Origin of the sequence: Klebsiella sp. GN_Kp190 (assembly GCF_040061795.1) — a bacterium.
Classification (GTDB): domain Bacteria; phylum Pseudomonadota; class Gammaproteobacteria; order Enterobacterales; family Enterobacteriaceae; genus Klebsiella; species Klebsiella michiganensis.
This window is the reverse complement of record NZ_JBEAFN010000001.1, coordinates 1-22,732: the sequence shown is the minus strand read 5'-3', so window position 1 is coordinate 22,732 and position 22,732 is coordinate 1. Positions and strand designations below refer to the sequence as shown.

The window sequence follows — 22,732 nt, the reverse complement described above, 5'->3', positions numbered from 1 at the left end:
AGGAAGGCTTTATGACTACCCAACGTCTGGAACAGCTCAGCGAGAAGTTGACGATTATTCTGGTACCGGGCCTGCGAGACAGCGATGAGCATCACTGGCAAAGCTGTTGGAGTCGTCGTTTTCCTTTTTGGAAGCGGATAAGCCAGCGGAACTGGCTGGAGCCGGATATCGATGCCTGGGTATCCGCTATCCGTCGGGAGCTGGCTACCTGTCAGCGGCCGGCCGTGCTGGTCGGCCACAGCTTTGGGGCGCTCGCCGCATGTCGCCTGATTCAGACGCAAAAGGTGAACATCGCGGGTATCGTCATGGTTGCGCCTGCGGAGCCATCGCTCTTCGAACTGGACGAGGCGGTACTTCCCGAGAGGCTGCGGGTGCCCAGCCTCCTGTTTGCCAGCCGAAACGATCCGTTAATGACCTTTAAGCGAGCGCAGTACTGGGCGCAATGCTGGGGAGGGCGGTTAATCGATCTGGGTGACGCCGGGCATATTAATGCTGAGTCCGGATTCGGGGAGTGGAATTATGGTCTGGAGCAGTTAGCAGAATTTTGTGAAGGCTTACCGCAATTTATTAAAAGTTAATTTTACCACCCGATATCGCTATTACATAAACAACCTTCAGATAAATAACATCTGAAACGGAGAGCATATGTTAGAAGCTTATAATAAGCATGTGGACGAACGCGCTGAAAAAAATATTCCACCGAAGCCGTTAACCGCTGAGCAAACGCAAGAATTAATTACATTACTGACCAGCAAGACCTGCGATGATAAACATGCCCTTGTACAGCTGTTAGCGCATCGCGTGCCGCCGGGCGTCGATCCGGCGGCGAAGATTAAAGCCGATTTTCTTTATCAGCAGATCAAAGAAGAAAACCCGGCGAGTATTATTGCGCCTCAGCAGGCTATTGAACTGCTGGGCACCATGCAGGGCGGTTATAATATTCAACCGCTCATTCACTTACTGGACGATCCCCGCTGGGCCAGCAGCGCAGCGGAACAATTAAGCGCCACGCTGCTTATTTTTGAAAAATTTAAGGATGTGGAAGAAAAGGCGAAACAAGGAAATGCCTGGGCGCAAAAAGTGATTCAGTCATGGGCCGACGCCGAATGGTTTTTACGTCGTCCGGCGCTGCCGGAGAAGATCACGCTGAAAGTATTCAAAGTGACGGGGGAAACCAATACTGATGATTTGTCCCCTGCGCCCGAGGCATGGTCACGTCCGGATATTCCTCTGCATGCCTTGTCCATGTTGTGTCATCCGCGCGACGGCGTCAGCCCGGATGAACCGGGAAGCCGCGGGCCGATACGACAGCTAGAGCAGTTAAAGAAAGAGGGCTATCCGCTGGTCTACGTCGGCGATGCCGTCGGCACCGGCTCTTCGCGAAAATCGGCCACTAACTCTATTTTATGGCACCTTGGCAACGATATTCCATGGGTGCCGAATAAACGAAGCGGCGGCTTTGTTTTTGGCGGCAATATTGCGCCCATCTTTTTTAATACCCTGGAAGATTCCGGCGCGCTGCCCCTTGAAATGGATGTTTCCGCGCTATCCACGGGAATGCTGATTGATCTCTATCCGTATCGCGGGGAAATTTGCGAAGCCCACAGCCAGCGTCCTGTCACCTCATTTTCCCTGAAAACGGACGTTCTGCTGGATGAAGTGCGCGCCGGAGGGCGCATTCCGCTGATTATTGGCCGCAGCCTGACGGCCAGAGCGCGGCAATCACTGAACCTTGCGCCCTCCGACGTTTTCCGCCGGCCGAAAGCGCCGGCACCCTCCGCCGCCGGCTTTACGCTGGCGCAGAAAATAGTGGGGAGAGCCTGCGGCGTTGCCGGGATCCGACCAGGACAGTACTGCGAGCCGCGAGTCACCACCGTCGGTTCGCAGGATACCACCGGAGGAATGACGCGCGATGAGCTTACCGATCTGGCCTGCCTGAATTTTTCCGCTGATTTGGTTATGCAGTCTTTCTGCCATACTTCGGCCTATCCCAAGCCGGTTGATGTGAAGCTGCATGAAACGCTGCCCGAGTTTATCAGCCGCCGAAACGGCGTGGCGCTGAAGCCGGGTGATGGCATTATCCACTCCTGGCTTAACCGTATGCTGATTCCTGATACCGTGGGGACCGGGGCGGATTCGCACACCCGTTTCCCGCTTGGCATCTCTTTTCCCGGGGGATCCGGGCTGGTGGCCTTTGCTGCGGCAACGGGCATTATGCCGCTGGATATGCCGGAGTCCGTACTGGTCCGTTTTACGGGAGAGATGCAGCAGGGGATAACCCTGCGCGATCTGGTTCACGCTATTCCGCTCTATGCCCGCAAGCAGGGATTACTGACGGTGGAGAAAAAAAATAAGATCAATATTTTCTCCGGCCGTATCCTGGAAATCGAAGGGCTCGGGATGCTGAAAGCGGAGCAGGCCTTTGAACTGGCCGACGCCTCGGCCGAACGCTCCGCAGCGGCGTGCGTGCTGCGTCTGGAAGAGGAGAACGTGGCGGAATACCTGCGCTCCAATGCCACATTGCTACGCTGGATGATTAATCAGGGTTATGAAAATGCCGACACGCTGGCGCGGCGAATTGCGGAAATTGAGGCATGGCTGGCGAATCCGTCGCTGCTGGTGGCCGATGAGAACGCCGAATATGCCGCGGTGATTGAGATCGATCTCACGGAAATTACCGAACCCATCGTCTGTGCGCCGAACGATCCGGATGACGCCCGGCTGCTGTCGGAAGTCGCGCGTACGCCGATAGATGAGGTCTTTATTGGCTCCTGCATGACGAATATTGGCCATTTCCGCGCCGCCGGTAAAATTATTGCCGACGCCCGCGAGATACCCGTACGGCTGTGGCTGGCTCCGCCGACGAAAATGGATGCGCGTCAGCTTGCCAGTGAAGGCTACTTTAATCAGTTTATAAAAACGGGCGCCAGAATCGAACCCGCCGGCTGTTCGCTGTGTATGGGGAACCAGGCGCGGGTACGTCAGGGCAGTTCCGTTGTTTCAACATCGACTCGTAACTTCCCGAATCGTCTGGGCACCGATGCGAACGTTTTTTTAGCATCGGCGGAGCTGAGCGCCGTGGCGGCGATGATAGGGAAAATGCCGACCGTTGAACAATATTTCTGGCACATGGATAAAATCAAAGCATCAAGGAACGATATTTATCGTTACCTGAACTTCGATCGGCTGCCAGAGTATCAGTCAACGAATGATGGAAAAAATATTATTAAAACATTCGCTGGCTAATTCTTTACTGCATTAAGCAATAACGGTGAATAGCTCACTTGTTCAGCGGAAGCTTCAGAAGAAAGAGGCTTCTGCTTTTAATGACACGGATTGTAGCCGAGGTGAAGCATGTTGAAGTCAAAGCTAATAAAAATAGCGGTGCTTATTTTTATTATTATATTAGCAATCATCATTCCACCCCCCGCGGGATTAACGAAAGAAGCCTGGATACTGGCCGGTATCTACCTGGCATCCATTATAGGTCTGGTGAGTAAGCCTTATCCTGAGCCGGTTATCATGCTGTCGGCGGTAGGCTTGTCGTGCTTAACGGTGGCACGATTTGATGACTCCCCCGTCAGGTCAATGGATGTACTGAGCGGTTTTTCCTCGGGAACGACATGGCTGGTATTTAGCGCGTTTACTTTGAGCGCCGCTTTTGTCACCACCGGATTAGGGAAACGTCTGGCGTACTGGTTTATTTTAAAGTTCGGTGGGACAACCCTGCGGCTGGGGTATGTCACGGCGCTGTTGGATTTAATGCTGTCACCGGCGACGCCCTCTAACACCGCACGCGCCGGCGGCGTCGTATTCCCGATTATCAATAGCATTGCCCTGGTGTTAGGTTCAACGCCAAAAGAGAGTCCGCGTCAGGCCGGACGTTATCTGATGGTGAATATCTATATGGTGACTAAAACCACCAGCTATATGTTTTTGACCGCGTTTGCCGGAAATGCCTTAGCGTTACAGTTAATTTCCGATATTTTTCATATCCGCATAAGCTGGGTAGGGTGGGCTCTGGCGGGGGTACCGCTTGGGCTATTGATGTTAGCCGTCATTCCTTATATCACCTACAAAATAGTGCGCCCGCAATTAAAAGAAATAGACAATGTAAAAATAGCCACTGCGGGCCTGAATGGCCTGGGGCCCATCAGTTCGAAAGAGACAGGGCTGATCGTGGTCTTTATCTCCGCACTCTCCGGCTGGATATTTTCTCATTATCTGGGGCTGAATGAATCCTCCGTTGCGGTGATTGCCATGGCTGGCGCTTTGCTCACGAATGTCATTTGCTGGAATGATGTGCTGCAAAATAAGGGCGGCTGGAATACGTTAATCTGGTACGGCGGCATTATTGGACTGAGTGCGACCTTAAGCAAAGAGGGATTTTTTAAATGGCTTGCCGCCTTTATGTCCGAGCATCTGGATTTCCTCGGCGCCGGTAACACGACCATTGTGATTATTGTTTTTTTAAGCATCGTCGTGCGCTATTTATTCGCCTCCGGCGGTGCATACGTCGCGGCTATGGTTCCCGTCTTCGCCACCGTCGGACTGGTTACCGGAACGGCGCCTGCGCTGCTGGCGCTCGCCATCCTGTTTTCTAACTCTTACGGGGGCTGTATCACGCACTATGGCGGTGCCGCCGGGCCGATTATCTTTGCCGCCGGTTATAACGATATTAAATCCTGGTGGTTAACCGGGACCATAATCGCTTTATTAACGTTTCTGCTGCATATGGTTGTCGGCATTCCGTGGTGGGGCTTTTTGATTCAGCACGGAATACTCTGAGGCCAGCCTTGTTTTTTATTACCTGACGGCTCGCGATATAACGAAAAAACCCCGACATGATGTCAGGGTTTTTTAACTGGCGTGAGTCCATCATCGGCAGCGAAGCTGAAATCTACCGCCAGCAAATAAAGCGCAGCTTAGATGGCGAAGACGTTACCGGCAGAAGGGCCTTTCTGGCCATCTTCAATGGTGAATTCGACTTTCTGGCCTTCGTTCAGGGTTTTAAAACCGCCGCCCTGGATAGCGGAAAAATGTACAAACACATCTTTGCTACCGTTGTCCGGGGTGATGAAACCAAAGCCTTTCGACTCATTAAACCATTTTACTAAACCAGTCATTTTATTAGACATTGATAATACCTCAACATATCTGAGCCTTACGGCGAAAAGGTTTCGCACAGAATCTAATTAATAACGATAAGGAGACTCAAAAGGAAGAATTATCAACGGATAACACTTAAGATGAGGACTGCTTTACTGAACCGCTTTATTATGTCTGTGTACTTAACCGACCAATCATTAGTCACATACTTCACCGCGGATAGCAAGACTTATTTCAATTGATATTGCCGGGGCGGAGGGTGATTCGGGAAGAGGGGGAGTGATTCAGCAGCGCCTTGCTGATGGCGTAATGATAATAACTTTCAGAATTTCATTGAGTTAAATCGATTTTTGGTTAAGGTAACGTGGATGAATCTGCAGAGAATGTTTTTTTATTTTTCCGAACAGGCTCACCCGGCGGTGAAGCCATATCACCGGTCGCAGCGCGATTAATTTAGGCCGTTTCTCATTATTTATCCCTATCGGGGTATCTGGACGGCTAAAATTTCAGTTGCTTATTAATGGTATTCATGCCTTAATGAAATTATTAATCCGAAAAAACGCATGCACTTAAAAATTTTACCGGCCCGTTCTCATTACCAGGCGCTATCGTTGATACCCCCTTTCTTTTGAGTCCATACGTTTAATCCGACACGTTTTCTGTCAATTACCTGATGCGCAACTGGAGTCAGTATGTCCTCAAGAATTAAAGGTCTGGTCAAGTGGTATAATGAGTCGAAGGGATTTGGTTTCATTTCACCTCTCGATGGCGGTAAAGATATCTCGGTCCATTGCTCGGCGCTGCGTGGTGATAATTTTAATACCCTGTTTGAAGGCCAGAAAGTTGAATATGCCATACTCCAAAGAGATGACAAAGGCCCTGCCGCCACCCATGTCATACTGTGCGATAAATAACGATTTATAGCGTTACGCCCGCGATAGCGAAAGCCGTGCTGGCGATATCACAACGGCCTGTCCCAGGATTATTCCTCCCTTATTCCATGTCCTGTCCCTGAGCGCAACGACAGTCGCGTTGCGTACGGTTTTTCTTATCCGGCGATGCGGCAGAAATGCGTTCAACGGATTCTGGAAGCGCGTACAATTCATCGGCTTTCAGTCAGTATTTAAATCCGATGACAGGGGATAGTGATGGTCAGACGCTTTTTGGTGTGTTTCTTCATGCTGTGCGCATGCTCAGCCTTTGCCGCTAACGGCGGGAATGGCGGCGACGGCGGGAATGGGAATAACTCGGATGGGGGCAATGGCTCTGATAGCAGCGCGACCGCGTCTGGACGCGATGGTTGCCCCGGCGGAACGTAGCCTGACTCGTCCGGAAAATTTTATCTTCCAGGCACAAAAGAGCCGTGCAATCCGGGCAAGCAGGATGCCATGAAAAGCGCGCGCCATTAGCCTTAACAGCCGCTGTTTAGCGGCTGACGACAAGACCGCCGAACGAGTGAGGCAAGTCAGTTTCTTGTTAAATAAGGAGGAGTGTATGGGTCAGATGGTACGGAAAAATTACCCTGAACTGGGCGAGGTCAAGGCACCCTACGTTCATTCGGTTAAGCACGGGAACACGCTCTATATTTCAGGGCTCACCGCGTTTGGCACCCGTGCGCAGCAGGCCGGTATTGGCGCACAGGCGGAGGAGGTTTTTACGCAGATACGAACCGTTGCCCGCGCCGAAGGCATCGATTTTTCCTCTCTTATCAAAGTCACGATCTTTATCACTTCTTTTGATGAGATCGACGAGTTGCGCAAAGTGCTTTACCGGAACTACGGCAATCATCTACCCGCCAGCTCGCTCGTAGAAGTCAGCCGCCTGTTTTCTGCGGATCTCAAAATAGAAATTGAGGCGATATTCGGCCTGTGAGCCAGTGTTTATTGCCCGGGCCGCGGTCTGCGCCGCCGGGCAGACTCAATCAATTTATTTGATGCATTCGGTTAAACAAACAATATTTATTCTCACCTGGTTATGCGTAAAGTAGAGGCATAACGCGGCAGACACGTTTTTCATTATGCGCCACCTGCCAACGACCTCCCTGCAACCCAGGACACCACGTCATGAAAAAGATTGGCTTTTTGTCATTTGGTCACTGGACGCCATCGCCGCAGTCCGGGACGCGTTCGGCCGCTGATGCGCTGCTGCAATCCATCGATCTCGCCGTTGCCGCCGAAGAGCTGGGCGCGGATGGCGCCTATTTCAGGGTGCATCATTTCGCCCGCCAGCTTAGCTCGCCGTTTCCCCTACTGGCAGCGGTCGGGGCGAAAACCAAACGTATTGAAATCGGCACCGGCGTTATCGATATGCGCTATGAAAACCCGCTGTATATGGCCGAGGATGCGGGCGCGGCGGATTTAATCTCCGGCGGCCGTTTACAGCTGGGTATCAGCCGCGGCTCGCCGGAGCAGGTGATCGATGGCTGGCGCTATTTTGGTTATGTTCCCGGCGAGGGCGAAAACGAGTCCGACATGGCGCGCCGCCACACCGAAGTGCTGCTGGACGCGCTGCGCGGAGAGGGGTTTGCGAAACCTAACCCGCAGCCCATGTTCCCCAATCCGCCGGGACTGCTGCGGCTTGAGCCATATTCTGAAGGGCTGCGCGAGAGAATCTGGTGGGGCGCCGGTTCGAATGCGACGGCAAGATGGGCGGCAACGCTGGGGATGAACCTGCAAAGTTCGACGCTGAAAGACGATGAAACCGGTGAGCCGTTCCATATCCAGCAGGCGAAGCAGATCCGCGCCTATCGCGAGGCCTGGGCAGAAGCGGGCCATACGCGCACGCCGCGGGTTTCGGTCAGCCGCAGCATTTTCGCTCTGATGAACGATCGCGACCGGATGTATTTCGGTTCAGGCCGTGACGAGAGCGATTCGATAGGTTTTCTCGACGAGAAGACCCGCGCCATTTTTGGCCGCAGCTACGCCGCCGAGCCGGATAAGCTGGTCGAACAGTTGAAGCAGGACGAGGCGATTGCCGAAGCGGATACGCTGTTACTGACGGTGCCGAACCAGCTGGGCGTGGAGTATAACGCCCACGTGATTGAGTCCATACTGAAGCACGTTGCGCCGGCAATGGGCTGGCGCGACGCATAAACCCGCGCTGAGCGACGCCCCGCAGGCGCGGGGCGAAAGGGTTTTACGCTGCGACCTTTGGCTGTAGCTGATAGATCCAGGCGGTCACGCGCTGGCCGTCTTCCATGGTAACGTCAACGGCAACGCGGTCGTAGCCCTCTTCAAACGCATCCAGCATTGGCCAGTGGGCGTTAAGATTCGCGGACAGGAACAGATAGCCGTCGACCCGAGGCCCGTTGTTGTCGAGCACGATCCCCGGAAAATCCGCCGCCGCTCCCCAGCCGCGTTCATAAAACAGACCCTGCACATAGCCGGGCAGCCACTCGCCGCCAATGTTGTCCATAATATGGGCATTGGAGTGGCCCGGACGCAGCGTGCCGTAGACAAATAAACGTTCCATTATTCCTCAATCACTCAAGCGTTGAAGGCCCGGACGGGCAGAGCAGGTCTTAAAATACGAGCTCTGGCCGGTGTTGGCAAGGCGCCCCGTAGGACGCCCGCTCTTCATCAGGGCTCAGGTCCGAACATCTCCAGCAGCTGTTTCTTGTCGGGCATGCCGACCACCTGCTGGAGTTCATTCTGTTCATTCATGTAATAGATGGCCGGCGTCGCGCTGGCGCCCAAATCATCCATCAGCTTTTGGTTATGCTGAAGAAGATTAAAGGTTTCGCGCGGCGTCACGCCGTCAAAGCGCGGCACTTTTTTGCCGCCGGAGAGTTCATACTCTTGCCAGGCCGCTACCGGATCTTTGGCATTCAGGATTGCCGTGGCGTATCGGCCGCTATTCGGGTTGAGAAAGGCAACCAGCAGGGTATTCAACTGGACCTTACCGGCTTTTACCCACGGCTGCGCCGCCGACCAGAACGTCTTGCAGTAAGGGCAGAACGGATCGGCGAAGACGATAACTTTTCGGGCCGCCGAATCCGCGCCCTCCTTGAGCGGCCGGGCATCGTTCAGCTTCTTCCACATTTCGCGGCCTAATGGGGTATAGATCGCTTCTTTAAAATACCCCTCGCTGAGGTTTTGCCCTTTATCATCATAAAGATACCCGGAAATGACGTGCTTTCCGTCCGGGGTTAAAAACAGGGTCACCCCCATATCCTGATACTGACCGACCCAGCCTTTTACGCCGCCGGGGGAGTCTATCTCCTTGATAATTTTGATCCCTTGCTGTTCACCAAAGTCTTTAACTATCTGGGGAATCGCCCCCTCCGCAAGCGCCAGGCCCGGTATCATCCAGGCCGCCAGCAGGAAAATATATTTCATCATATCGCCTCTCAATGCAGGGGGAACGCTCCCCCTGACGTGGGTTACTGTTTTTTCAGCGCATCGCCGATTGTGGCATCAAATTGCTCCCAGGGGATCCAGCCCGACAGCATCTCATCGCCAATTAGCGTGGCCGGCGTTCCCTGAATGCCGAGCTTTTCGGCGACAGAAAAGCTTTTCTGAATCGTCTCCAGGCTTTGCGCATCCGGCTTAGCCACGATGACGCCCGCCTTTTTTTTCGCCTGCTCAAGGCTGGCGCCGTCGTGATACCCCTTTTTTGCCATCAGGATCGCATTAAATTTGGCGAACTGTTCAGGATGCGTGCGCCACAGGGTGAGCGCATCCCTGGCCGCGGTCATTGAGCTTTCGGAGCGCCAGGGCAGAAACTTAAAAATCACCGCAACATCCGGGTATTTTTCCACAATCTTCTCCAGATAGGGGTCAAACTTTTTACAATACGGACAGTTATGATCCGTAAAGACCACCAGCGTCAGCTTCGGCTTTTGCGCGCCGATTCGCGGTGAGTGGGGGTCGTGAAAGAGAAAATCGCCGTACTGCGACAGCACCTGCTTGAGCGATTCCTGTTCCGCCCGGGCATTCTGCCGATCGAGCTTATCGGCCGCGGCGACCAAAATTTCAGGATGGCTGAGCAGCGTCTCCTGGACCAGTGCCTGCACGCGAGCCTCCTGCGCCGGCGTGAGCGGCGACGAGGCTGACGCCGTCAACGACGCCGAGAGAAGAAGAAAAGTGAGCAGCGTAGTTTTCATCGTTAATTAACCTCTGGCATGAGTGAGCGCGTTCAGGACGCTTTGTTGATCGAGCAGCGGCGGGAGCGTCTCTCCTTGCGGCACGCCTGGACCGTAGACCTGATTGAAGGGAATGGCGTAACGATTTCGGCTTTGCAGGAAACGGGCGATCGGCTCAGAGGGCTTGCTCCAGTCGCCGCGCAGCGCGACGACATCCGGCTCAGCCAACGCGCTGATGATGGCGGGCTGATTTAACACCCGGTGTTCATTGACTTTGCACGTGACGCACCAGTCGGCTGAGATATCGATAAACACCCGTTTGCCATCCGCCAGCGCGCTCTGGATCGCCGCCTCGCTGAGAGGCTGCCAGCGAATTTGCTGAGCGTTAGCCTCCGGCGACGAGACGATAGCACCCTCGGCGAGCAGGCCGCGAACCTGAAAGCCGGCAAACGCCGCCAGCGCGATAATCACCAGCCAGAAGGCTGGCGTCGCTCGCGGACGAGCGACTAACAAGGCAATCGGGGCCGCCACGGTGAGGGTCAGCGTCAGCATGCCGCCCGCCGTTTCTCCCAGGTGCAGGCCGAGCAGCGTCGTCAGCCAGAGGCTGGAGGCCAGCATCATGACGCCAAGCGCCATTTTCAGGGTGTTCATCCAGCGGCCGGGGCGAGGGAGCAGGGCGGCGGTTTGCGGGAACAGGGCGACGAACAGCCACGGCGCAGCCATCCCCAGCCCGAGCACCAGAAAAATCAGCCACAGCTCCTGAAGCGGAGCGGCAAGCGCGAAAGCGACGGCCGTGCCCAGGAAGGGAGCCGAGCAGGGCGTTGCCAGCAGGGTGGCAAAAACGCCCTCGCAGAAGCTGCCCGCCATCCCGGTGCCGCCGGCGGTCGCCATCCGGCTCACGGCTGCCGAGGGAAGCAGCATCTCGACTACCCCGAAAAGGTTCAGCGAGAAGAGAAAGGTGACGGCAACCATTAAGCCGATAAACCAGGGATTCTGAAACTGGATCCCCCAGCCCAGCGATGCGCCGGTGAGCTTCAGTATCGTCACCATCAGCGCCAGCAGAGCAAACGAGGTCAGAATACCCGCGCTGGTGGCCAGAAAACGCAGCCTGACCATGCCCCGGTCTGAACCGGCCTGCAGCACCGCGCTGAGCTTCATGCCCATCACCGGCAATACGCACGGCATCAGGTTAAGGATTAAGCCGCCGAGCAGCGCGAAAAGCACTATTTTCCCGAGACTAACCGTCGCCGCCGGGGCGAGATCCGCGCCAGTCGTAAGGTTTATCTGCTGCGCTTTTTCACCATTTGTCAGCACCAACGACAGCGCTTTTCCTGCCAGCGTGGCGGGGATTTCTCCCCATTCGTCGGTGACCGGTACCGTCACCTTGAGGTGGCTGCCCTCGGCGCGAATGTCCGGATCGCCGGCCACAATTCCCCCGTCCATAGGGTCAAAATAGATCCCGGGGTTTTTCCATTCGCCGGTCGCGGTGGCGGTGATGACCAGCTGGCTCCCGACCCGATGCGCGGCGAGATCGTTGGTTATGCCGGTATCTGCCGGGATAGTGCGCATGGCCCGGGCAAAGGCGTCCCGGAAATCGCCGTCCGCGGGCTGATTGAAATCGAGACGCAGCCGGTAGTCGGTCAGCAGACAGACGTTGCTGCAGGTCGATAGCGTAAGCGTGCCTTCCAGCACGTCGCCGGGGGCGGCGGCGATCGTCATCGGGATCGCGACCCGGTCATGGTAGCCCTGGGTCGTCAGGCCGGAAATCTTGAATCTTGACGGGGCAGGCCAGTACCACCGCGCCTGCTCCCCGTTGTTCCAGATGATTTGCGGGGCAACGCCGCCTTCGCCCGGCGAGCGCCAGTAGGTTTTCCAGCCGGAGGCCAGCTCAATAGAGAGCAGTCCGTCGATCCGATCGTTTCCTTTTTCCGCCTGGAAGCGGATCCGGGCATGGTCGTTTTGCGGGGATGTCAGCCATCCGGTGTCCGCCCCGTGGGCAACGCCCGCGCAGGCCAGCAACAGGAAGACGAAGCCCCTGAAGATATTCAGCATTTTTTTCTCCGTGAATTAAAAAATTAATCGTCTAGGAACGATTTTTTCATTCACGGAAAACGCAGTTTTTAAGGTGTATTCGCAGCGTGGGCGGCCGGACGGGATCGTCCCGGAAAACCACCGCACGCCCTGCGGTGAGCAGCTGAAGCAGGGCGAGGAAGAGTATGACGGCAGGTAAGGCGCCATCAAAGAATAGCGGCTGCGCGCAGAGCAGGGATTTAGCGCTCAGCTGACAGGGCGAGGGGCCTGGCTCAGCCTCCTCAGAAGACGGCTGCTGGGCCTGCGCGCTGAAGGATATCGCCTGCGTGCGGGCGCCGACATCGGCCAAAAAATGGTGCAGATAGGCCGCCCGCTGAACAAGGCAGAATGCCATGACCAGGCAGGTCAGTATCAAAAACCATTTACCAGGAAGCCGACGATTGTGCATAGGGTACCAGGACAAGACAGAACCCGAGGATCATAAACAATCCTTATCAATGTACAAGAGGCTGGCGTGTAAGGTTTTGTCTGGATGGATAACGTTGCCGGCGTATGCGGCGGAAAGGCGGGCGTTCAGGTATTTCGTACATTTATATTATTTACAGCGTTGATGCATCCGGCTACTATTCGCGTCGCTAAGCGGTACCGGCACGCCGCTGCCGGACGTGACTGCTTAGCGCCTGACCGCCATTAGCTCATCTGGAAGAGCGAACGACGTACGTTGTAGGGAACGGGGTTCGAGGCCTCGATGGCGGCCCAACACTTGCTTAGCGGATCCGCACGATATCGGTAATAAAGCCTCCCGCTTCTGTTGAATACGCCTCTGAACATCTTTAATCACTCCTTTTAGATCTCTTTCCTGCTATTGCTACATAGCCGTTATTATTGCCTGTGAAATAATTTCTCTTCTCTCGCTATTACTCGCGACGGAATGTGATTGCCTGGTTTTATCGCGACTGCCCCGGCAAAGGAATATCTGAATTTGGAGTGTTTAAGATTTACCTAAGCAAATCTGAATAATTTTAATGTGAATCTACTTATTAGGATTTAGTCGCGTATTTTTCAGAAATTTCATCACTTTTTATATGGTATTCTCCCTTGTTCAAGGAGTGAACGAAGGAAAAAAGAATGCTTTACCGCTATGCCGTTTTCTCCAGAAAACATAATACGTTTCATATTCTTTTACTGTTTACCATTTTGATAATAAGTTTCATACATTTGAGCGTGCTGCTGGAAACCGATAACACATGGCTGCTGGGGCCGATGGTGATTTATCTGCCCATTTTTTTCCTTTGGCGAAAGGTCTCAGTGTTACGAAGCAGAATCGCTGATTAATGTGCTGGTGGAGTTCCCTACATGAGTGAAAATACAACATCTAAAGCAACCTCTGAACCGAAAGTCCGGCAGCCCGTCTTGCGGAAAGTCGATCTTAACCTGTTAACCATTTTTGATACCGTTATGCAGGAGCAAAGCTTAACCAAAGCGGCGCACACGCTGGGCATGTCTCAGCCGGCGGTCAGCAGCGCGGTCTCTCGCCTGAAGGTGCTGTTTAAGGATGAACTGTTCGTCCGCAACGGCCGCGGGATAAAACCGACGGAGCGCGCCTTTCAGCTGTTTAGCTCCGTTCGTCGCGCGCTGTCGCTGGTGCAAAATGAGCTACCGGATACGCTTTTCGACCCGCTGGACTGCGAACGTAATTACAACCTTTGCGTCTGTAGCCCGCTGGATAACTACCTGACTCCGCTTATTTTTAACAAAATCAGCGAGATTGCTCCCAGGGTCACTCTTTCCTTTAAATCTTCGCTAAGTCAGCAGGTGACAAATCAGCTGCGCTATCAGGAGGTGGAATTTGTACTCGATTACAACAAATTCAATCATCCGGAATTTACCAGCATCCCGCTGTTCCATGACCGAATGGTGCTGGTGGCCAGGCGCAACCATCCGCGTATCGCATCGCCGCTGAGCGAGGAGGATATTTATCGCGAGCAGCACGCCACCGTCGCGCTGGATCGCTACGCCTCCTTCAGCTATCCCTGGTATAGCTCTGAAGAGCAGCAGGCCTGCGTCGCTTTTCACGGTAACGCGATGGTCAGCGTGTTGAGCGTGGTGTCGCAAACCAATATGGTGGCTATCGCGCCGGAATGGCTGGCGAAAGAGTTTGAAGAGCAGTTTGCGCTACAGCTGCTGCCGCTGCCTTTAGAAATGGACAGCCGTACCTGCTATCTTTCGTGGCATGAAACGGCGGGCCAGGAGAGAAGCCATCGCTGGATGGCGGAGCTGCTAATAAAAATTTGCCAGCGCTAAATAGACCTGAAGAAATGCCTGGTAAGACGCCAGGTATTTTATTATTCACGCTCAACTCTCGCCCTGAAAATTAATTAAGATCCCTCCTTTATTCTTGTTCATCAGGCACTGATGACCGGATAAAATACGCTGTATTAATAAAATTAACCCACCAGAATTTCATTAAAAAATCTATTTACCGAAAATCGCGCATTTCTCCGGCAGAGCCAACCGGCGGTTTCTGTACCCAATGGATTTCGAGTTGCTTTGAGGCGGCAAGAGAGAGACAAATTCGTCGGAACGAATTTGACCAGCCGAAGGCTGACCGCCGGTGAGCGGCAGGAGCCTCTCATTAATCCCCAGGAGTTTACTCAAGTAAGTGACTGGGGTGAACGAACGTAGCCAACAAAGAAGCCACTTGAAAGACGACGGGTATATACTCTTATTATCCAGCCGGGCCGACGCCTGAACCAGGGGATGATGTTGATGCGCAGAAAAATGATGAAGCCTGCGGTGGCCGTCGCCGCCCTGATGATGTCATCGACGGCCCTACAGGCGGATGAAATCAACCTGTATTCGGTTAATACCGGCTCCTGGATTTACCATCTGTCGAACAACCACGGCCAGTACACCGAAGGTTTTGACAACCAGTTTGCCTCCGGTGAGCGCAGGTTCTCCGAAGATTCGCCGTACAGCCTGCTGGCCGGAACGATGAAAAACAGCTTTGACGATCGCTGCATTGCGCTGGGGGTTCGCCGCGACTGGGTCTCGTTGGGCAACGGCTGGGTGTTTAAGGGAATTTATGGCTACGTTGGCGAGTTTTTTTTCTCGGCCTTCGAGCACTGCGGCGATCATGGTTCTTATAAGGATTTTAAAGACGCCACCGGCATCGGCTTTTCTCCCTATATTTATCATGGTTTTCAGTACAACTTTACCAATTATTTCGGCGTTGAAAGCGGAATTATTCTTCCCGCCGTCTTTGTGGTGAGCATACAGTGGAGTTTTCGCTAATACAGTGGCGAAAACCCGCCCGCTGTGGGGCTTTGAAAGAACCGTAATAAAAAATGAAGTCATCTTAAGGTTATTTTAATCTTCACCGCGACGGTTATTTTTTTATAGCATTTTTCTCGCCCTTATCCGCCCGCGCTCAGTACATTTCACTTTTTTCATTAGATGGTAATTGTTTGCATTATCATTCACATTCCTCTGTGATTTAATCCTTGCCGGCCGGCGGCCAGTGACTCTTCGCCCACCTCTATTAAGGATTAGTTTATGCGTTTTCGTCTGGTGTCTTATTGCTCCGCTGCATTGATGGCTTCTTCCGCGTTTATTGCCCCGCAGGCGCTGGCGGCGGCCAGCAGCGACGGGATTGTGGTCTACAACGCGCAGCATGAAAATCTGGTGAAGTCCTGGGTTGACGGCTTTACCAAAGAGACGGGAATTAAAGTGACGCTGCGTAACGGCGGCGACAGCGAGCTGGGTAATCAGCTGGTGCAGGAGGGGACGGCATCCCCGGCGGATGTCTTTCTGACCGAAAACTCCCCGGCGATGGTGCTGGTGGATAACGCGAAGCTGTTTGCGCCGCTGGCGGCCGAGACCCTTCAGCAGGTCGCCCCGCAGTACCGCCCTGAGCACGGTCGCTGGATAGGCATTGCCGCCCGCAGCACCGTATTCGTCTATAACCCGGCGAAAATCAGCGAAGCGCAGCTGCCGACATCCCTGATGGATCTGGCGCAGCCGCAGTGGAAAGGGCGCTGGGCCGCTTCGCCATCCGGCGCGGATTTTCAGGCCATCGTCAGCGCCATGCTGGCGCTGAAAGGCGAGCAGGAAACCCTGGCATGGCTTAAAGCGATGAAAACCAATTTTGTGGCCTACAAGGGCAACAGCACGGTGATGAAAGCGGTGAATGCCGGTCAGATTGATGGCGGCGTTATCTATCATTACTACCGCTTTGTCGATCAGGCGAAAACCGGCGAGAACAGCAAAAATACCCGTCTCCACTACTTTAAAAACCAGGATCCGGGCGCCTTTGTCAGCATTTCCGGCGGCGGCGTGCTGGCCTCCAGCAAACATCAGGAACAGGCTCAGGCCTTTATCAAGTGGATCACCGGCAAGCAGGGACAGGATGAACTGCGCACCAATAACGCCTTTGAATACGCCGTTGGCGTCAACGCCGCGTCCAACCCGAAGCTGACGCCGCTGAAAGCGTTAGAGGCGCCGAAGGTTGAGCCGTCTTCGCTGAACAGCAAAAAAGTGGTTGATTTGATGACCCAGGCTGGCCTGCTGTAATCGTCCGTTAAAGTGAACACGCTATGTCTTCTCTGAGTTTCGCGCTCGGAAAAAAAGCCCAACGCCTGCCCGAGCGCAGGCGTCCTGCTTTTCCGATGATCGCGTTAGCCGTTCTGTTTTCTCTGCTGGCGCTCTTGCCGCCGGGTTTTGTTATTGCCGTAGGGGTCGATACCGGCTGGGAGACAATCCAGGCGCTGGTCTTTCGCCCGCGCGTCGCTGAGCTGTTAAGCAATACCCTGTGGCTTATCGCGCTGACGGTACCCCTGTGCATTGCGCTGGGCGTTGGCCTGGCCTGGCTGACGGAGCGCACGCTGCTGGCGGGGCGGCGGCTCTGGTCGGTGCTGGCGGTTGCGCCGCTGGCGATCCCGGCCTTTGTGCAAAGCTACGCCTGGGTCAGCGCGGTGCCGGCAATGCACGGCCTCTCTGCCGGGGTGTTTCTTTCGCTGCTGGCCTACTATCCGTTTATCTATATGCCGGTTGCCGCCGTTCTGCGGCGGCTGGACCCGACGCTGGAAGATGTTGCCGCCTCATTAGGTACGCCGCCGTGGCGGATCTTTTTCCGCGTGGTTTTGCCCCAGCTCAGGCTGGCGATATGCGGCGGCGCGCTGCTGGTGGCGCTGCATCTGCTGGCGGAGTTTGGCCTGTTCGCGATGGTGCGTTTTGATACCTTTACCACCGCCATCTATGACCAGTTCCAGTCAACCTTCAGCGGCCCGGCGGCGAACATGCTGGCCGGGGTGCTGGCGCTCTGCTGTCTGGCTATTTTGCTGCTGGAAGGGGCGTCGCGGGGGAAAGCGCGCTATGCCCGCATCGGTTCGGGCGCCGCGCGCGAACAGCAGCGGCAGCCGCTGGGCCGGCTGGCGACGATCCCTCTCCAGCTCGCGCTGCTGACGCTGGTGATGCTGGCGCTGGGCGTTCCGCTGATGGTGCTCTGCCGCTGGCTATGGCTGGGCGGCGTGGAGAACTGGTTAAACGCCGACCTCTGGCTCTCCCTGCGACAAACGCTGCTGCTCGGCGCGGTGGGGGCTCTCCTCACCACCGCCTGCGCTATTCCCATTGCCTGGCTGGGCGTTCGCTATCCGCAGCGTCTTATTCGACTGCTGGAGGGGTGTAACTACATGACCAGCTCTCTGCCCGGCATCGTGACGGCGCTGGCGCTGGTGACGGTCACCATTCACTATGCGCGTCCCATCTATCAGACCGAGGTCACGCTGCTGCTCGCCTGGCTGCTGATGTTTATGCCCCGGGCGCTGGTCAACCTGCGCGCCGGCATCGCGCAGGCCCCCGTGGAGCTGGAAAACGTCGCCCGCAGTTTGGGCCGCAGCCCCGGCCGGGCGCTGTGGAGCGTGACCATGCGGCTGGCGGCGCCGGGCGCGGCGGCAGCGGCGGCGCTGGTGTTTCTCGGCATCACCAATGAGTTGACCGCCACGCTGCTGCTCTCTCCGCTCGGCACCCGCACGCTGTCGACCGGCTTCTGGGCGCTAACCAGCGAAATTGATTACGTCGCCGCCGCGCCTTACGCGATGCTGATGATTCTGCTTTCGCTGCCGCTGACCGGCATTCTCTATATCCAGTCGAAAAAAATCGCAGGCCTGTAAATGCTTGAACTCTCCTCAATCTCAAAATCTTTTGCCGGTACGCGGGTGCTCGAAAACCTGAATCTGACGGTGGCCGCAGGCAGCCGGACGGCGATCGTTGGCCCCTCCGGCTCCGGTAAAACCACGCTGCTGCGGATCCTCGCGGGTTTCGAAACGCCGGATAGCGGACGCATTGTTATGCAGGGGCGCACGCTGTTTGCGCAGGGGACATTTATTCCCGCCCACCTGCGCGGGGTGGGCTACGTGCCGCAGGAAGGCGCACTGTTCCCCCATCTGAACGTCGCGGACAATATCGCCTGGGGCCTCGACGGCAGCCGGCAGGAGAAATATCAGCAGGTGGCGGCGCTGATGGAGAGGGTGTCGCTGGACCGTCAACTGGCGAACCACTGGCCGCACGAAATCTCCGGCGGTCAGCAGCAGCGCGTAGCCCTGGCGCGCGCGCTGGCGCAGCGGCCCGCGCTGATGCTGCTGGATGAGCCTTTTTCCGCCCTCGATACCGGGCTGCGCGCGGCCACGCGCAAAGCCACCGCCGATTTACTGGCGCAGGCCGGGGTCGCGTCGATTCTGGTGACTCACGATCAGAATGAAGCGCTCTCCTTTGCCAGCCAGGTCGCGGTGATGCGCCAGGGACGTTTTGCCCAGGTCGGCACGCCGTATGAGGTCTACAGCCGTCCCGTCGATGAAGAGACCGCGCTATTTCTCGGCGATGCGCTGGTGCTGCCCGCCGAGCTTCGCGGCGGGCGGGCGCGCTGTGCGATTGGCGAAATTTCAATCGATGATCCGCATGCCGTCGGCCAGGGAAGGGTCATGCTGCGCCCCGAGCAGTTGGTTATCTCTCCCTCTCCGGCGGATGGACAGCCGCTCACCGTACGCGATGTGGACTTTAGCGGCCACCTGTCAACGTTAACCCTGGCGATGCCCGGCCAGGGCGAGCCGCTGATCGTCAAAACCGTCAGCCGGCAGTTATGGCGGCCGGGGGCGGCGGTACGCATTGAGGTGGTGGGCGAGGCGCGGGTCTTTGCCTGCTAGCGCCGACGGGCTATAAATCAATGCACAGATTCGCCGACCGGCTGCGGGAGCAGCACAGGGCGATCTGCTGCGCGCCGGCGGATTTCTCCGCCTCCGACTGCACGGTGTCGCGGTGGTCGACAACCCCCTCGAGAACCGGCGTCAGGCAGGCGCCGCAAATCCCCATCTCGCAGGAGAGGGGGACGGCGACGCCGTTCTCCTGGAGCACCTGGGCGATGGTCTTATGCGGGGGCACCGGCCACCGCTCTCCCGAGGACGCAAGCGTCACGCTAAACGTTTCTCCCTCCTCAGCGCCGGCGGGCATCGCGACAGGCTGAAAGGCTTCGCTATGGATCAGCGTTTCCGCCCAGCCCTGTTCAATGGCGACCCGGCGCGCGGCGGCCATAAATCCCTCTGGCCCGCAGAGATAAATCGGATATCCGGTATGCGTCTTGTTCAGCGCGGCGGCTAAATGCTGCCGGGCGCTGTCTCCTTCGCAAGAGCTGTGAATCACCACGCTTTCGGCGCGGAATCGCCGCTGCAGTTCGCGGACAAACGCCCCCTGGGCGCGATTTTTCAGGTAATAGTGCAGCGTAAACGGCACGCCCTCCGCCTCCAGCCTTAGCGCCATTGCGTACAGCGGCGTAATGCCGATACCGGCGGCCAGCAGCGTCACCCGCTCCGCCGCCCGTAAGGGAAACAGATTGCGCGGGGGAGAAATCAACAGCGTCTGGCCGGGGCGCAGCTGCTGATGAATATAGCGCGAACCGCCGCGTGACGCTTTCTCCAGCGCCACGCAGATCAGGTAGCCGTCGTCTGCGTCCTCCGGGCCGGTCAGCGAATACTGGCGGATAATGCCGCACGGCAGATGAACGTCAATATGCGCGCCGGGCTGCCAGGCGGGGAGCGGTCGCCCGTCCCGCGCCACCAGCCTGACGGCGAGGTTCTGGCTGCCCTGGCGCCAGAGGCCGTCAACGATAACCTCTACTACATCGCTCATGATGGCTCTCCACTTAAACGAGGAAAAAGTCGCCGAAGCCCATTTTTTTCAGTCCGCGGCGATAGGCGATGGAGCTGCGATCGGCGGGGATATGCGCTTCGAGCGTTAAATCCAGCGGCAGTCTCTCCGGGCGCTGGGTCTCCACCATCAGGCGATCTTCCTCAAAGACGCGCAGGTTAAAGGCGTGAACATCCTCTACCGGTACGTGCAGATCGAAATTACGCGCGATGGGCGCGAACATCCGGGTTATCCGCGAGGAAACCGGCGAGGCGGCGTTCATAATCACCAGCCTGGCCTCACCGGGAAAATGAATCGTCAGGGTGGCGGTAAACGGCAGATGCATCTCGAAATGACGCAGCCACTGGAAGCCCTCCGGCGCGCGAAACTCGGAGCTGGCGGGATAGTTGCCGACCGAACTCCAGTAATCGGCGATAAAACCAAACGACGTCTCCTGCGGGTTATAGTTCGGCACCACCTGGTTATCCGGGTCGGCGAAAGTATCGGTATGGATCCAGGCGAAATGGGCGACATCCAGAAAGCCCTCGACCTGGCGTCCCGCAAAGCCGTTGACCTCAAAGGCCGGGCAGTTGATTTGCTGAAAGCCGTCGTCGTGCCAGTGCGGCATCACCGGCAGCGGCATCGGGTTCTCCGGGTCGAAGGCCAGGCAGGTCCAGATCAGGCCATAGCGCTCCTCAACCGCAAAGCTGGTGAGGTTGAGCTTCGCCGGTACCGGCTGGTCGGGGCTGGATGGGATACGGTTACAGCGGCCATCTTCGCCGAAGCGCAGGCCGTGGTACGGGCAGACGATCCCTTCTTCATCGTGAAAGCCGAGCGTCAGCGGCACGCCGCGGTGGGGACAGACGTCGCGAGCGACCACCACCTGGCCCTTAATACGATAGATCACCAGCTGCTCATCAAGCAGGGTGGCTTTTACCGGCGCGGGGCCGATATCGCAGGCGCGGGCGACCGGGTGCCAGCATTTCGCCAGGCGCAGCCAGTCCTCAGGCTCAAAGGTGCAATGGGCGGGTGGGGTGGGTTGTGGTCTGTTCATGGCTTCTCTTCCTGCTCACAAAAACATTTGTTTAATTGTTGTGAGTTTATTGTTGTCATATTAGGGTGTTGACATCCATCAGCAAGAATTCATCCAGCCGTTGCAAAAAAGAGAACAGGTCACCGATGAGCCCATTTTCACGTTTCGCCCTCTATTTTGCCGAGGTCGCCCGCAGCGGTAGCCTGCGGCGGGCGGCAGAAAAGCTGCATATTTCCGCCTCGGCCATCAACCGGCAAATCTTGCAGGCGGAAGAGGCCTTCGGCACGCCGCTGTTCGAACGCCTGCCGGAAGGGCTGCGCATGACCACCGCCGGAGAGCTGCTGTACGACAATCTGCTGCGCTGGCAAAAGGAGTTTCATCTGACGCGGCAAAAGTTTGATGAGCTGCAGGGGCTAAAGCGCGGCACCGTTAGCCTTGGCATGGTGCAGGCGCTAGCGGAAGGGAGCTTTGCCGCCGCGCTGGCGGAGATTATCGGCAGCTGGCAGTGGCTCGAGCTGAATTTGCAGGTCGCGGATAGCCATACCGTCAGCCAGAAGGTGCGGCAGGCGGATCTTGATTTCGGCCTGATTCTGGATCCTGAAGGCCAGGCCGGACTGAGCGTACTGGCCTTTGCTGAGCTGGAGATGGGCGCGGTGATGCGTCCGGATCACCCCCAGGCGCAGGCTGCGATGCTGTCGCTAGGCGAGCTCAGCGAGGAGCGGCATATTGTTCCCGGCGCGCCGCTGATCGTCCACGATCGGGTCGCGATGCTTTATCGCCATTATGATTTTTTCCCGGCGAACAGTATCAGCTGCAACGATATCCGGCTGATTAAATCGCTGGTGCTTAAAGGCGGCGGCGTGACTATTCTCAGCCGTCTGGACGTGCTGGAAGAGGTGAAGCTCGGGCAGCTGGCGTTTGTCCCGCTGCGCAACAAGCTGCTGCGACCGCTCACCCTGGCCCTGTGCACCGCGCCATCGCGCCAGCTCTCCCGCCCGGCGCAGATGGCGATCCAGAAGCTGACCGCCGTGATGGAGGAGATGCAGGCCGGGACAGCGGCTTCCCCCCCGTCTGCGTAATATGCCCGGCCTGAAATACTCTGCGGCCTGCTTCCCCGGTGGCGCTGCGCTGACCGGGCTACGGGTTCACCCACGTCTGCGATCCGGTAGCCCGGCTAAGGCGTTTACGCCGCGAGCCGGGAACAGACCCGGCCTGAAATACTCTGCGGCCTGCTTCCCCGGTGGCGCTGCGCTGACCGAGCTACGGGTTCCCCGCGTCTGCGATCCGGTAGCCCGGACAGG

Annotated in this window: 20 protein-coding genes; 12 read left to right on the top strand and 8 right to left on the bottom strand. The window is 56.5% G+C overall.

The features are described 5' to 3' along the window. Positions 1 to 11 precede the first annotated feature (11 nt). The 3 genes from ABLU67_RS00100 to ABLU67_RS00090 all read left to right on the top strand — a co-directional run bounded on the left by ABLU67_RS00100 (position 12) and on the right by ABLU67_RS00090 (position 4,788). Entirely contained in the window at positions 12 to 578 is a 567-nt protein-coding gene (locus ABLU67_RS00100; RefSeq protein WP_014838027.1) for an alpha/beta hydrolase, read from the top strand. A gap of 67 nt (positions 579 to 645) precedes the next feature. Next, positions 646 to 3,246: a bifunctional aconitate hydratase 2/2-methylisocitrate dehydratase gene (acnB, locus tag ABLU67_RS00095; protein WP_348852090.1), complete on the top strand. Its 2,601-nt coding sequence runs from the start codon at positions 646 to 648 to the stop codon at positions 3,244 to 3,246. A 108-nt stretch (positions 3,247 to 3,354) separates the two neighbouring features. Continuing rightward, positions 3,355 to 4,788 carry a DASS family sodium-coupled anion symporter gene (locus ABLU67_RS00090; RefSeq protein WP_348852089.1) on the top strand — a complete coding sequence of 478 codons (1,434 nt, stop codon included), beginning with the start codon at positions 3,355 to 3,357 and terminating at the stop codon, positions 4,786 to 4,788. Positions 4,789 to 4,925: 137 nt separating this feature from the next. On the opposite strand, the gene ABLU67_RS00085 is transcribed toward ABLU67_RS00090, so the two are convergent. Continuing rightward, the gene (locus ABLU67_RS00085; RefSeq protein ID WP_004849644.1) at positions 4,926 to 5,138 is read right to left on the bottom strand and encodes a cold-shock protein; all 213 of its coding nucleotides are present in this window, start codon (positions 5,136 to 5,138) and stop codon (positions 4,926 to 4,928) included. Positions 5,139 to 5,801: 663 nt separating this feature from the next. Here ABLU67_RS00085 and ABLU67_RS00080 point away from each other — a divergent pair. The 3 genes from ABLU67_RS00080 to ABLU67_RS00070 all read left to right on the top strand — a co-directional run bounded on the left by ABLU67_RS00080 (position 5,802) and on the right by ABLU67_RS00070 (position 8,201). After that, positions 5,802 to 6,023, top strand: a complete 222-nt coding sequence (locus ABLU67_RS00080; RefSeq protein ID WP_064358333.1) for a cold-shock protein — start codon at positions 5,802 to 5,804, stop codon at positions 6,021 to 6,023. Between the two features lie 580 nt (positions 6,024 to 6,603). Next, a complete protein-coding gene (locus ABLU67_RS00075; RefSeq protein WP_064375176.1) occupies positions 6,604 to 6,981 on the top strand; it encodes a RidA family protein in 378 nt (125 codons plus the stop codon). A 191-nt stretch (positions 6,982 to 7,172) separates the two neighbouring features. Next, positions 7,173 to 8,201, top strand: coding sequence for an LLM class flavin-dependent oxidoreductase (locus ABLU67_RS00070; RefSeq protein WP_014228742.1), 1,029 nt, complete (start codon positions 7,173 to 7,175; stop codon positions 8,199 to 8,201). Positions 8,202 to 8,244: 43 nt separating this feature from the next. Here the strand turns inward: ABLU67_RS00070 and ABLU67_RS00065 are convergent, their stop codons facing one another. The 5 genes from ABLU67_RS00065 to ABLU67_RS00045 form a co-directional block, all read right to left on the bottom strand. Continuing rightward, complete coding sequence (locus ABLU67_RS00065; protein ID WP_048263124.1) at positions 8,245 to 8,580, bottom strand: gamma-glutamylcyclotransferase family protein; 336 nt, start codon at positions 8,578 to 8,580, stop codon at positions 8,245 to 8,247. Positions 8,581 to 8,687: 107 nt separating this feature from the next. Continuing rightward, the gene (gene dsbG / locus ABLU67_RS00060; RefSeq protein ID WP_025106210.1) at positions 8,688 to 9,446 is read right to left on the bottom strand and encodes a thiol:disulfide interchange protein DsbG; all 759 of its coding nucleotides are present in this window, start codon (positions 9,444 to 9,446) and stop codon (positions 8,688 to 8,690) included. A 44-nt stretch (positions 9,447 to 9,490) separates the two neighbouring features. Further along, on the bottom strand, positions 9,491 to 10,213 hold the full coding sequence (locus ABLU67_RS00055; protein WP_025106211.1) for a DsbA family protein: 723 nt from the start codon (positions 10,211 to 10,213) through the stop codon (positions 9,491 to 9,493). 6 nt (positions 10,214 to 10,219) lie between these two features. Next, positions 10,220 to 12,244 carry a protein-disulfide reductase DsbD domain-containing protein gene (locus tag ABLU67_RS00050; RefSeq protein ID WP_348852088.1) on the bottom strand — a complete coding sequence of 675 codons (2,025 nt, stop codon included), beginning with the start codon at positions 12,242 to 12,244 and terminating at the stop codon, positions 10,220 to 10,222. A 46-nt stretch (positions 12,245 to 12,290) separates the two neighbouring features. Continuing rightward, complete coding sequence (locus ABLU67_RS00045) at positions 12,291 to 12,671, bottom strand: hypothetical protein (protein WP_348852087.1); 381 nt, start codon at positions 12,669 to 12,671, stop codon at positions 12,291 to 12,293. A 908-nt stretch (positions 12,672 to 13,579) separates the two neighbouring features. Between ABLU67_RS00045 and leuO the strand changes: the two genes are divergently transcribed. From leuO to ABLU67_RS00020, 5 genes are all read left to right on the top strand, one after another. Next, positions 13,580 to 14,527 (top strand): transcriptional regulator LeuO, encoded by a 948-nt coding sequence (leuO, locus tag ABLU67_RS00040; protein WP_014228748.1) that lies wholly within the window; start codon positions 13,580 to 13,582, stop codon positions 14,525 to 14,527. Positions 14,528 to 15,037: 510 nt separating this feature from the next. After that, positions 15,038 to 15,517, top strand: coding sequence for a hypothetical protein (locus ABLU67_RS00035; RefSeq protein ID WP_177342508.1), 480 nt, complete (start codon positions 15,038 to 15,040; stop codon positions 15,515 to 15,517). Positions 15,518 to 15,778: 261 nt separating this feature from the next. Beyond that, positions 15,779 to 16,795: an iron ABC transporter substrate-binding protein gene (locus tag ABLU67_RS00030; protein ID WP_025106214.1), complete on the top strand. Its 1,017-nt coding sequence runs from the start codon at positions 15,779 to 15,781 to the stop codon at positions 16,793 to 16,795. A 23-nt stretch (positions 16,796 to 16,818) separates the two neighbouring features. After that, the gene (locus tag ABLU67_RS00025; protein ID WP_032749680.1) at positions 16,819 to 18,393 is read left to right on the top strand and encodes an iron ABC transporter permease; all 1,575 of its coding nucleotides are present in this window, start codon (positions 16,819 to 16,821) and stop codon (positions 18,391 to 18,393) included. Continuing rightward, positions 18,394 to 19,422: an ABC transporter ATP-binding protein gene (locus ABLU67_RS00020; RefSeq protein WP_048263112.1), complete on the top strand. Its 1,029-nt coding sequence runs from the start codon at positions 18,394 to 18,396 to the stop codon at positions 19,420 to 19,422. A gap of 10 nt (positions 19,423 to 19,432) precedes the next feature. On the opposite strand, the gene ABLU67_RS00015 is transcribed toward ABLU67_RS00020, so the two are convergent. Together ABLU67_RS00015 and hpxD are read right to left on the bottom strand one after the other, a co-directional pair. Then, entirely contained in the window at positions 19,433 to 20,401 is a 969-nt protein-coding gene (locus tag ABLU67_RS00015) for a PDR/VanB family oxidoreductase (protein WP_064405542.1), read from the bottom strand. Between the two features lie 13 nt (positions 20,402 to 20,414). After that, the gene (gene hpxD, locus ABLU67_RS00010; RefSeq protein ID WP_014228754.1) at positions 20,415 to 21,452 is read right to left on the bottom strand and encodes a molybdenum cofactor-independent xanthine hydroxylase subunit HpxD; all 1,038 of its coding nucleotides are present in this window, start codon (positions 21,450 to 21,452) and stop codon (positions 20,415 to 20,417) included. A 125-nt stretch (positions 21,453 to 21,577) separates the two neighbouring features. Here hpxD and hpxR point away from each other — a divergent pair, with 125 nt between their 5' ends. Further along, a complete protein-coding gene (hpxR, locus tag ABLU67_RS00005) occupies positions 21,578 to 22,510 on the top strand; it encodes a LysR family hpxDE operon transcriptional regulator HpxR (protein ID WP_025106218.1) in 933 nt (310 codons plus the stop codon). Positions 22,511 to 22,732: the final 222 nt, after the last annotated feature.

Excerpts from the sequence above, each read along its gene's own strand:
- ABLU67_RS00100 (WP_014838027.1), top strand. The coding sequence starts at position 12 with ATGACTACCCAACGTCTGGAACAGCTCAGCGAGAAGTTGACGATTATT.
- acnB (WP_348852090.1), top strand. The coding sequence starts at position 646 with ATGTTAGAAGCTTATAATAAGCATGTGGACGAACGCGCTGAAAAAAAT.
- ABLU67_RS00090 (WP_348852089.1), top strand. The coding sequence starts at position 3,355 with ATGTTGAAGTCAAAGCTAATAAAAATAGCGGTGCTTATTTTTATTATT.
- ABLU67_RS00085 (WP_004849644.1), bottom strand. The coding sequence starts at position 5,138 with ATGTCTAATAAAATGACTGGTTTAGTAAAATGGTTTAATGAGTCGAAA.
- ABLU67_RS00080 (WP_064358333.1), top strand. The coding sequence starts at position 5,802 with ATGTCCTCAAGAATTAAAGGTCTGGTCAAGTGGTATAATGAGTCGAAG.
- ABLU67_RS00075 (WP_064375176.1), top strand. The coding sequence starts at position 6,604 with ATGGGTCAGATGGTACGGAAAAATTACCCTGAACTGGGCGAGGTCAAG.
- ABLU67_RS00070 (WP_014228742.1), top strand. The coding sequence starts at position 7,173 with ATGAAAAAGATTGGCTTTTTGTCATTTGGTCACTGGACGCCATCGCCG.
- ABLU67_RS00065 (WP_048263124.1), bottom strand. The coding sequence starts at position 8,580 with ATGGAACGTTTATTTGTCTACGGCACGCTGCGTCCGGGCCACTCCAAT.
- dsbG (WP_025106210.1), bottom strand. The coding sequence starts at position 9,446 with ATGAAATATATTTTCCTGCTGGCGGCCTGGATGATACCGGGCCTGGCG.
- ABLU67_RS00055 (WP_025106211.1), bottom strand. The coding sequence starts at position 10,213 with ATGAAAACTACGCTGCTCACTTTTCTTCTTCTCTCGGCGTCGTTGACG.
- ABLU67_RS00050 (WP_348852088.1), bottom strand. The coding sequence starts at position 12,244 with ATGCTGAATATCTTCAGGGGCTTCGTCTTCCTGTTGCTGGCCTGCGCG.
- ABLU67_RS00045 (WP_348852087.1), bottom strand. The coding sequence starts at position 12,671 with ATGCACAATCGTCGGCTTCCTGGTAAATGGTTTTTGATACTGACCTGC.
- leuO (WP_014228748.1), top strand. The coding sequence starts at position 13,580 with ATGAGTGAAAATACAACATCTAAAGCAACCTCTGAACCGAAAGTCCGG.
- ABLU67_RS00035 (WP_177342508.1), top strand. The coding sequence starts at position 15,038 with ATGATGTCATCGACGGCCCTACAGGCGGATGAAATCAACCTGTATTCG.
- ABLU67_RS00030 (WP_025106214.1), top strand. The coding sequence starts at position 15,779 with ATGCGTTTTCGTCTGGTGTCTTATTGCTCCGCTGCATTGATGGCTTCT.
- ABLU67_RS00025 (WP_032749680.1), top strand. The coding sequence starts at position 16,819 with ATGTCTTCTCTGAGTTTCGCGCTCGGAAAAAAAGCCCAACGCCTGCCC.
- ABLU67_RS00020 (WP_048263112.1), top strand. The coding sequence starts at position 18,394 with ATGCTTGAACTCTCCTCAATCTCAAAATCTTTTGCCGGTACGCGGGTG.
- ABLU67_RS00015 (WP_064405542.1), bottom strand. The coding sequence starts at position 20,401 with ATGAGCGATGTAGTAGAGGTTATCGTTGACGGCCTCTGGCGCCAGGGC.
- hpxD (WP_014228754.1), bottom strand. The coding sequence starts at position 21,452 with ATGAACAGACCACAACCCACCCCACCCGCCCATTGCACCTTTGAGCCT.
- hpxR (WP_025106218.1), top strand. The coding sequence starts at position 21,578 with ATGAGCCCATTTTCACGTTTCGCCCTCTATTTTGCCGAGGTCGCCCGC.